At 71.6% G+C, this 8,622-nt stretch carries 8 protein-coding genes and 1 pseudogene; 4 read left to right on the plus strand and 5 right to left on the minus strand.

Going from position 1 to position 8,622, the window contains the following annotated elements; genetic code table 11:
* Positions 1–90: 90 nt before the first annotated feature.
* Positions 91–504, minus strand: a complete 414-nt coding sequence (locus AB0C29_RS21515) for a YbaB/EbfC family nucleoid-associated protein (RefSeq protein ID WP_360546606.1) — start codon at positions 502–504, stop codon at positions 91–93.
* A gap of 124 nt (positions 505–628) precedes the next feature.
* Between AB0C29_RS21515 and AB0C29_RS21520 the strand changes: the two genes are divergently transcribed.
* Positions 629–1,861, plus strand: a complete 1,233-nt coding sequence (locus tag AB0C29_RS21520; protein WP_360822687.1) for an SUKH-3 domain-containing protein — start codon at positions 629–631, stop codon at positions 1,859–1,861.
* A gap of 4 nt (positions 1,862–1,865) precedes the next feature.
* Here the strand turns inward: AB0C29_RS21520 and AB0C29_RS21525 are convergent, their stop codons facing one another.
* From AB0C29_RS21525 to AB0C29_RS21540, 4 genes are all read right to left on the minus strand, one after another.
* Complete coding sequence (locus tag AB0C29_RS21525; protein WP_360822690.1) at positions 1,866–2,552, minus strand: maleylpyruvate isomerase N-terminal domain-containing protein; 687 nt, start codon at positions 2,550–2,552, stop codon at positions 1,866–1,868.
* A 70-nt stretch (positions 2,553–2,622) separates the two neighbouring features.
* Positions 2,623–3,051 carry a zf-TFIIB domain-containing protein gene (locus AB0C29_RS21530; protein WP_360822693.1) on the minus strand — a complete coding sequence of 143 codons (429 nt, stop codon included), beginning with the start codon at positions 3,049–3,051 and terminating at the stop codon, positions 2,623–2,625.
* A gap of 1 nt (position 3,052) precedes the next feature.
* Positions 3,053–4,297: a glycosyltransferase 87 family protein gene (locus AB0C29_RS21535; protein WP_360822696.1), complete on the minus strand. Its 1,245-nt coding sequence runs from the start codon at positions 4,295–4,297 to the stop codon at positions 3,053–3,055.
* Positions 4,294–6,810, minus strand: a complete 2,517-nt coding sequence (locus AB0C29_RS21540; protein ID WP_360822698.1) for a bifunctional diguanylate cyclase/phosphodiesterase — start codon at positions 6,808–6,810, stop codon at positions 4,294–4,296. Before AB0C29_RS21540 ends, AB0C29_RS21535 begins: the two co-directional genes overlap by 4 nt.
* 578 nt (positions 6,811–7,388) lie before the next feature.
* Between AB0C29_RS21540 and moaC the strand changes: the two genes are divergently transcribed.
* The 3 genes and pseudogenes from moaC to AB0C29_RS21555 all read left to right on the plus strand — a co-directional run.
* The gene (gene moaC, locus AB0C29_RS21545) at positions 7,389–7,880 is read left to right on the plus strand and encodes a cyclic pyranopterin monophosphate synthase MoaC (RefSeq protein ID WP_360822701.1); all 492 of its coding nucleotides are present in this window, start codon (positions 7,389–7,391) and stop codon (positions 7,878–7,880) included.
* Positions 7,877–8,362 (plus strand): MogA/MoaB family molybdenum cofactor biosynthesis protein, encoded by a 486-nt coding sequence (locus tag AB0C29_RS21550; RefSeq protein WP_360822704.1) that lies wholly within the window; start codon positions 7,877–7,879, stop codon positions 8,360–8,362. The genes moaC and AB0C29_RS21550 overlap by 4 nt, the downstream gene beginning before the upstream one ends.
* Positions 8,359–8,622 (plus strand): annotated as a pseudogene (locus AB0C29_RS21555) (molybdopterin molybdenumtransferase MoeA); the annotation flags it as partial. The gene AB0C29_RS21550 and the pseudogene AB0C29_RS21555, both read left to right, overlap by 4 nt.

An 8,622-nucleotide genomic window follows, 5' to 3' on the forward strand; every position in this document is an offset into this window, starting at 1 on the left:
GCGCCGGAGCGCTCCGCGGTCAGGTGCTTGCCGGCTGCCGCCAGGTCGCGGCCGCCGCTCAGCACGCGGTCGGGGTCGAGCCACAGTTCTTCAGCCATTGTCGTCCGCCTCGCGCATGATCGCGTCCTGCCGGCGCAGCAGTGAGCCGAAGTTGTTGTCCCGGATGAACTGCATCGGGCCCGAGTCGGCCGGCAGGTAGCCGGACATGATCTGCTGCACCCGCTCCGCCACCTGCGCGGCCGCCTTCTCCGTGGTCGCGACGATCTTGCGGCCGAGCTCGGCCGCGTCCATGTCACGGTAGATCCGCCGGTCCAGGCGCAGGTCGATCAGCTGGCCCCGGGGGCCCACCGTCGCGCGGATCAGACCGTCCTCGGATTCCGCGGTGACCTGCAGTTCCGCCAGCCGCTGCTGGATGTCGTCCATTCCGGACCGGAGCCGCTGGTACTGCCCGTACACGTCGTCGAAGCGCGCTCGCAGCGCGTGGTTGGCATCGCGATCCGCCATGTCCGCCACGGTCGTCCTCCCCCGGCACCCGACCATCGATCGAGGTGACCCTACCGGGCGGCGCGACGCGTCGTGGTCCGGTAGTTTCACCTCCGCACACGGATGCGGGGCGACAGGGGTTCAGATGATCACGCGGGAGGACGCCGAGGAGATCGCCGCCGGCTGGGCGCGCAGCGAGACCGAGCGCCGGGGGTACGAGTGCCTGCCCATGGTCTCCGAGTTCGACCTCGGTTTTGTGGTCTGGACCAAACAGCCGCCGACCGTGCTGCCCATCCCCGGTGACGGCGCCCGCACGGTCATCGACCGCCAGACCGGCGCCCTGTCCACCTATCCCGGTGTCCCCGCCGAGGTGATCGCCGATCTCTACCGCACCCACCAGCCGGACGTGGTCGCCCAGCGCCGCACGGTCGATCCCGAGGTGGAGCTGCGCCGCAACGCCCGCCGCCGGCCGACGCCCACCACCGCCGCGCATCTGACCGTCGACGGCCGGCTGTTCATCGCCCGCGGTGCGAAGGGTGACCAGGAGATCGATCATCACCCGCTGGTCCGCGCCTACCTGGGCAGCCTGGAGCCGGGGCGCACAGTGCGCGGCACCGAACGTCACGCCGAGCTGATCGTGCTCTCCGACGCCCTGCACGAGGCCGACCGTCAGCGTGGTGAGCCGTTGACGCTGGATGAGGCGCGCGCGTGGTTGCGCACCGCCGACTTCGAGGCGTACTACGTCCGGGACCGGGGTGACCCGCTGGGCGCGACCGTGGCGCGGCCGTGTGAGTCGTGCATCCTGACGCTCGTCGACTTCGCGTTGCTGCCGTGGTCGCATCTGGCGTTTGTGGAGCCCTTCCGGCCGTACTCGGAGAACATCGCCCAGCCCGGTCGCTTCCCGGACCCGGTCGCCGGGGCCCTGGCCGACGCGGGCTGGCGCCCGATGCAGCCGGTGGTGGCCGAGGTGCTGGCCGACGGCATGATCGACGACGTGGTCAACGTGCCCGGCCTGCGGTTCCGGCACGTGCCGTTCCCGGCGGCCCGGGCCGCGATCATGGATTTCCCGGGGATCTTCTGCGGCCTGCGCGGCCCGGGGGTACGCCGCTGGGTGCGCTGGCTCAACCTCGAGCCCGTGGCGGCGGCGCACTCGGCGGACGTGCTGGGTGAGTTCGCCGAGGTGATCGGGGCGCCGCTGTTCCCGCTGGGCGTGGAGGCCAAGGGTGACGCGATCGTGGCGATCGACGAGCGCGGCCGGTTGTTCGCGCTGGACCAGGGCGGCGAGTGGTTCCTGGGCGAGACCCTGGACGAGGGCCTGCTCAGCCTGCTGACCGGTGACGGTCCGGCGGAACGGGTGCGCGACGACGGCACCTGGTAGGTCGTCAGCTCAGCAGTGGGAAGAGCTCCGCGCGATCGCCCAGGACTTCGCGGTCGTCGGTGGTGAGCTCTTCGCGGCCCGAGCACTTGAGCAGGGCTTCCGGCTCGGACCAGTAGTCCGGCAGACCGTCGCCGCCGGCGAGGCCGTCCACGGTGGACATCGCGACCGCCACGGCCTCGGGTGCCGGGTCGGGCGCGTCCGGCAACGACACGATCAGGTCGAGGTGGTGGATGACCGCCTCGGTGATCAGGGTGGCGATGAAGTCCGGGACGGGGAGCACCAGGTTCTGCGTACGGATCAGGCTTGCCGGGTCGGCCTGGCGGGCCGCGTACCCGGCGGCGGCGACCGTCTCGGTCCAGCGCTCGACGACGCCGTGCGGCCGGGTGAAGGCCGCGGCCGTGCGGCGGACCCACTGGGCGTGCGCGATGGCGCCGGTCTCACCAGCACCCGGGAACGACCGGAAGTAGGTGACGAAGTCGGTGTCGGGCGGGCCGTCGGCCGGAGTGGCGAACGCGACCAGGGCCCGCTGCGGATCAAGGCTCAGGTGCAGCAGCAGGTCGCAGATCGTCCAGCCGCGGCAGCCCGACGGCAGCAGCAGGTCGAAATCGTCAAGATCACGGACGACGGCCGTCACGCCGGCATAGGCGGCGGTCAAGGCCTCGGCGAGCGCGGCGGACGCGGGAAGTCCCATGACTCAGCACCCTGGCACGCCGCGAGCCCGCCCGCATCCAGAAGGCGCGGGCGGGGCTGCGGCGGTCGGCTCAGCCGAAGAAGTCGTCGAGGAAGCCCTTGTGCTTCTTACGGCCGCGGTAGTGCCCGTGGTGACCCTGGCGGTAGTGGCCGTGGTATCCGGCGCCGTACTGCGGCTGGGGCGCGCCATAGGGCGCTGCGGCAGGATATGCCGGCTGGCCGTAGGCGGGCGGCGGCGGTGCTGCATAGCCACCACCGTGCGGCGGCGGGGGCGGCGGCGGGGCGTAGCCACCCGGCTGCGGGGCGACGGGCGGGGCCTGTGCGGGACGCGGGGCGGCGGGCGCTCCCGGCCGGTTCCAGTTGGCCTCGGCCTCGAAGAGCTTCTCCAGCTCACCCCGGTCGAGGAAGATCCCCCGGCACTCGGTGCACTGATCGACCGTGACGCCGCTGCGCTCGTAAACCCGCATCTCGCCATGACACTTCGGACAGGTCATCTGCATCTCACAAACGGTACAAGGCTGTGTCTCCGTGTGGTGCCGTACTTGCTGTGGGTCTGCTGAGTGCTGCGCCGAGGGCGGGTGCCCAGACCAGCAGAGCGAGGGGGTAGAGCAGGTATCCGAAACGGGTCGTGGGCATCAGCAGGATCGCGGCCAGCAGGCCGTACCCGCAGAAGAGCGCGGCCGCCGCGGCCGTGCGCGGCGGCCGGCGGACGAGCACGACGGCGATCGCCAGGGCCACCGCGATCAGCAGGCCGATCGCGACATAACGACCGCCCGGCACCGCCTGGGTGATCAGGTAGCCGGGGAACGGCGACTGGGCCGGGCTGGTCACCAGGCCGTGCCCGAGCGGGAAGCGGATCACGTTCTCGACGAACGCGTTCCCGTCGACCAGCAGCGCGGGCACCAGCGTCAGGACCGGCAGGCCGAGCGCGCCGGGCAGGAAGCGGCGGCCGTTGCCGGTGGTGAGGGCGAGGACGGCCAGGACGACGACGATCGGCAGGGCGAAGAGCTTGAGGGCGGCGGCCGCGCCGACGGCGAGGCCCGCGGCGCCGTAGCGGCCGCTCGCGCACAAGGCCAGGGCCAGCAGGGCGAGAGCCAGGACCGGCAGGTCGTCGCCACCGGTGGCCAGGGTCAGGGCACAGATCGGGAGTACGGTCGCGAACTGCACCGCTCGCACCAGGCTCGCGCCCCGCGGCAGCAGCCGGATCGCCACGATCAGCGCGGCCGCGGTCGCCACCGCGAACCAGACCCGGGCGTCGGTCCACCAGACGTCACCGAAGGCGGCGCGCGGCAGGCCGAAAACGGCCATACCCGGCTGGTACGGCGCATACCCCAGCAACTGCTCACCCGGCGGCAGCGCGGCGATCGCCTCGGGCCCCAGGTACGGCGTCCCGGTGCTCGCCAGCCGCTCACCCATGTGCTCGACGACCAGCACTTCCTCCTGCGCCCGATCAGTACGCCCGCCGGCCCGCTGCACCGCCTCGAGCACCAGCGGCAGGATCGCCGTGCCGGCCCAGGCGACCCAGGTCAGCGCCATCCGCCACCGTGGCCGCCGCAGCACCAGCTGCCCGGCCACCACCAGGAACGCGCCGAGGTAGGCCCAGGCGGCGACGGCACCCCAGGCCCGGTGCGGCAGCAACGTCGAGGTCAGCGCGGTCACCAGGGCGAACGCGGCGGCGAGGCCGTACAGCGCGGCATCGGCGGCGAGGCCGTCCCGGGCCCGGTCGAGTCGCGCGAGCAGAGTCACGCGGGCAAGTGTGGCAGAGAAGATCTGCCCTGCCCGGGCGTCCGGCGCCGGGGCATCCGGACGACGGACCCGGCCGGGTGCAGTGCCCCGGCCAGCACACCCGGACGTCCGGCGGAACCACGCTGCAGCGTGGCCAGCAGCCGCCCGGAACGCATCGGACGCGCGAAGAGGTGGCCCTGCCCCGCGACACAGCCCAGCTCCCACAGCGCGAGACGCTGCGGCTCGCTCTCGACGCCCTCGGCGACGACCGTCAGGTGCAGGCTGCGCGCGAGGTCCACGGTCGAGCGGACCACGGCAGCGGCCTCCGACGAAGTCTCGACCGCTCGGACGAAGCCACGATCGATCTTGAGCTGGTGCACGGGCAGCCGGGACAGCACCGAGAGCGAGGAGACGCCGGTGCCGAAGTCGTCGAGGGCCAGCCGTACGCCGGCATCACGCAGCTCGTTCAGCGCCCGGTCGACGACGTCGAGCTGGCTCAGGGTGAGGGTCTCGGCCAGCTCGAGCACCAGCCGGTCGGCCGGCACGGCGTGCCGGGCGAGCTGGGCGAGCACGGCCCCCGGGAAGGTTTCGTCGAGCAGGCTGCGCGGCGAGACGTTGACCGCCACCGGCAGGTCGAAGCCGGCTTCGAGCCACATCCGGTACGCGGTCAGCGACTGCTCCAGCACCGCGTTCACGAAGCCCGGCAGCTGCCCGGAGCGTTCGACGGTCTGCAGGAACTGTGCCGGCGTGAGGTGGCCGTGCTGCGGATGGTGCCAGCGGGCCAGCGCCTCGGCCGAGATCACCTCACCGCTGCCGAGGTCGACGATCGGCTGGAAGTCCACGGTGAACTCGTGCTCGGCCACCGCGCGGGACAGCTCCCCGCCCAGCATGAGCCGGCCCACGTCGGCGGTGTCACGCGCGTGGGCGTAGGTCGCCGTCCGCTGACCGCCGCGCTTCGCCTGGTACATCGCCACGTCCGCGCGGCGCATCAGCTCCTGGACGCCACCGCTGCCGGGGGCCAGGGCGATGCCGCCGGCCGCCTGCACGGTGAGCTGCATGCCCTCGACCTCGATCGGCCGTTCCAGGCTGTCGAGCAGCACGGCCGCCCGGTGCGCGGCCACCGCGGGGGTGGGCAGTCCGGTGAGAAGCATCGCGAACTCGTCGCCGCCGAGCCGGGCCACCAGGTCACCGGGGGTCGCGGCCGCCTCCAGGCGGTGGGCGACCTCGCGCAGCACGTCGTCGCCCGCGGTGTGCCCCAGCGTGTCGTTGACCTCCTTGAAGTGGTTGAGGTCGATCAGCAGCAGGGCGAAGATGCCGTCGGTGGTCCGGGCCGCGAAGAGCCCACGTGCCTGTTCCAGCAGCTCGCGCCGGTTGGCCAGCCCGGTCAGCGGGTCGTGCGCGGCCGCGTACGCGTTGTCGGCGTTGATCCGCTTGAGCTCCGTGTAGGCCCGGGCGTTCTGCACCGCGGTGTACAGCGATGACGCGAAGGTCTGGAGCTTGTACTGCTCGGACTCGCTCAGCTTGACCGACTTGCGGAACAGCAGCCGCAGCACGCCGATGCTCTCGTTCGCCGGGCCCCGCAGGTCTTCCTCGATGACCGCCCCGGTCCGGGCGGGCGCTTTCGCGGCCGGTCCTTCGTAGGAGATCCGGCTGGCCGAGCCGCGCACCAGCCGCGGTGGCGTGACGTCGCGCAGCTCGATCTCGGCACCGTCGGCCGAGAAGAGCTCCGGAACCCGGGTCACGGCGGCGTGCAGGACCCCGGTCAGATCTGTGACGTTGAGCTGGCCGGTGCTGGCCGCCAGGCGCCGCCAGGCCTCCTGGTCCGACCGTTGCCCGATGTTGTTCTTCGTCGCGAACTGCAGGGCCAGCACCGTCGGCACCATGGCGACGATGAACTGGGCCTGCAGGGCGACCACGAGCACGATGAGGACCGCGATCGCGACGTTGGCCAGCCGGACGATGGCGACGACGTCCCAGTTGCGGGTGATGGACTGCCGGAAGGACGTCCGGCTGGCCATCGCCACCACGGTGTGGCCCAGCAGGTCGTCGACGACGGCGTAGGCCGCCGCGGCCAGGATCAGACCGGCGATGAGCCGGAGCTCCGGCCCGTGCTGGAAGCTCAGGTCGGCCGGCGGACGGATCCCGGCCAGGTAGGCGACGGAGGCGGCCGCGGTGGCGGCGATCGTGTTCTTGGCGACGTTGAAGCTGACCTTCAGCGGATCGCGCAGGACGATCTTGGCGATCAGGACGCCGATGGCGGTGCAGATCACGGCCACCGGTAGCGGCACGGTGGCGACGGCGACCAGGATCGAACCGGAGGTCGAGGTGAACGCCCGGTAGTCCGACCGGACCCGCAGCTCGATGAGGCGTCCGCTGGCCGACGCGATGATGACGGTCAGCGCGGCCAGGTAGAGCAGCTTGCCGGGTGGGATCGCGGTGAGCGAGTTGGCGGCCCAGATGAGGCAGGCCAACCCCCCGGACGCGACGAGACCGACATACAGCCGGAGCTGCCTGTCGGTCTTCGCGTCGTTCACTGCGAACTTCCCATGACCCCATGGTGACTCAAGGCCTGTACGGGCTGTCAATCCCTCAGTCGACATGAGTGACGGTTGCGGGGTGTCAGCTTCAGTGCCAGTCGGTCTCACGCATCTCGCAACTCCCATCTCGTGAATGCCGGGCGACCCATTGCTGGGCTCCTGCCGTGAAGAATTCTGCGAACTGCCGCAGCTCGTTTCCTGACAACAGGCTATGAACAGATCACGGAATGGGGAAGCAGGATTTGTCGGTCGTTTCACGAATTGCGAGTATCGAGAACTTTGTACCGAATGCGTAGCGGACGAATGACGCTCCGCAGTCGGTGGGTGAGCAAGCATTCCCGGCCCCGGCTCGGCCCAAACCCTCGCAAATGTCCTGGTGCACGGGGTGGCGGCCGCACTGCAATCTACTTCCCTGGCCCTCGCTGTGTCCCGCTGGAAAGCGCTCGATGGCCCAATTCACCGCGCGGAACGGATTGCGAATCAAAATGGCTACGCAAAGTTGGTGATCGCTGACGAAGCGAGAGGATCCGCGGGTTTATAAGGGACCGCACCGCCGCCCTCGATACGCTGTCCGGGTGACGAACGCAGCGAAAATGACGCATGTCGACGCCCATGGGGCAGCCCGCATGGTGGACGTGACAGCCAAGGACGTGACCGAGCGCCTGGCCGTCGCGGCCGGCCGGCTCAGCACGACCCCGGAAGTGGTCGCCCTGCTGCGCGGGGACGGCCTGCCGAAGGGTGATGCCCTCGCCGTCGCGCGGATCGCCGGGATCATGGGCGCCAAGCGCACCCCCGACCTCGTGCCGCTGTGTCATCCGATCGGGCTGCACGGGGTCACCGTCGACCTCAGCATCACCGACACCGGCGTCGACATCACCGCGACGACCAGGACGGCCGACCGCACCGGCGTGGAGATGGAGGCGCTGACCGCCGTGGCCACCGCCGGACTGGCACTGATCGACATGGTCAAGGCCGTCGACCCGGCGGCGAGCATCGAAGCCGTACGGGTGCTGCGCAAAGAGGGCGGCAAGACCGGCCAGTGGCTGCGCCCGCAGGACCGCCCGTGATCCGCGCCCGCGTCATCGTCGCCTCGAACCGCGCCGCGGCCGGTGTCTACGCCGACACCAGCGGTCCCCTGCTCGTCGCCGGGCTGCGCGACCTGGGCTGTGAAGTGGACCCGGAGCCGGTCGTGGTGCCCGACGGCGAGCCGGTGGCCGAGGCGCTGCGAGCCGCCGTCGCGGACGGGATCCAGGTGGTGCTCACCAGCGGTGGGACGGGCGTCACTCCGACCGACCGGACCCCCGAGGCGACCCGTCCGCTGCTCGACTTCGAGGTGCCCGGGATCGCCGAGGCCGTCCGCGCGTACAGCAGGGAAAAGGTGCCGTCGGCGGCGTTGTCCCGCGGCCTGGCCGGGGTGGCGGGCCGCACGCTGGTGGTCAACCTGCCCGGCTCGACCGGCGGCGCACGCGACGGCCTGGCCGTGCTGGGGCCGATCCTTGTCCACACGGTCGCCCAGATCGGCGGCAGCGACCATAAGCTCTCCGGGTGAGCGCAGACAGCATCCCGGTCGACTGGGACAAGGCACGCACGTTCGGATACGAGGCCGGCCGGGCGGTGGCCGGTCCGGCCGAGGACGTGCCGCTCGCCGGGGCTGACGGCCGTACCCTCGCTGATCCCCTGGTCGCGCTGACCGACCTACCCGCGTTCCCGACGTCGAGCATCGACGGCTGGGCCGTCCGGGGCCCGGCGCCCTGGCGGCCGACCGGCCGCGTGCTGGCCGGCGGCGCGGCGGACCCGCTCACCGCCGAC

The sequence above is a fragment of the Actinoplanes sp. NPDC048791 genome (genome assembly GCF_040650095.1).
GTDB lineage: Bacteria > Actinomycetota > Actinomycetes > Mycobacteriales > Micromonosporaceae > Actinoplanes.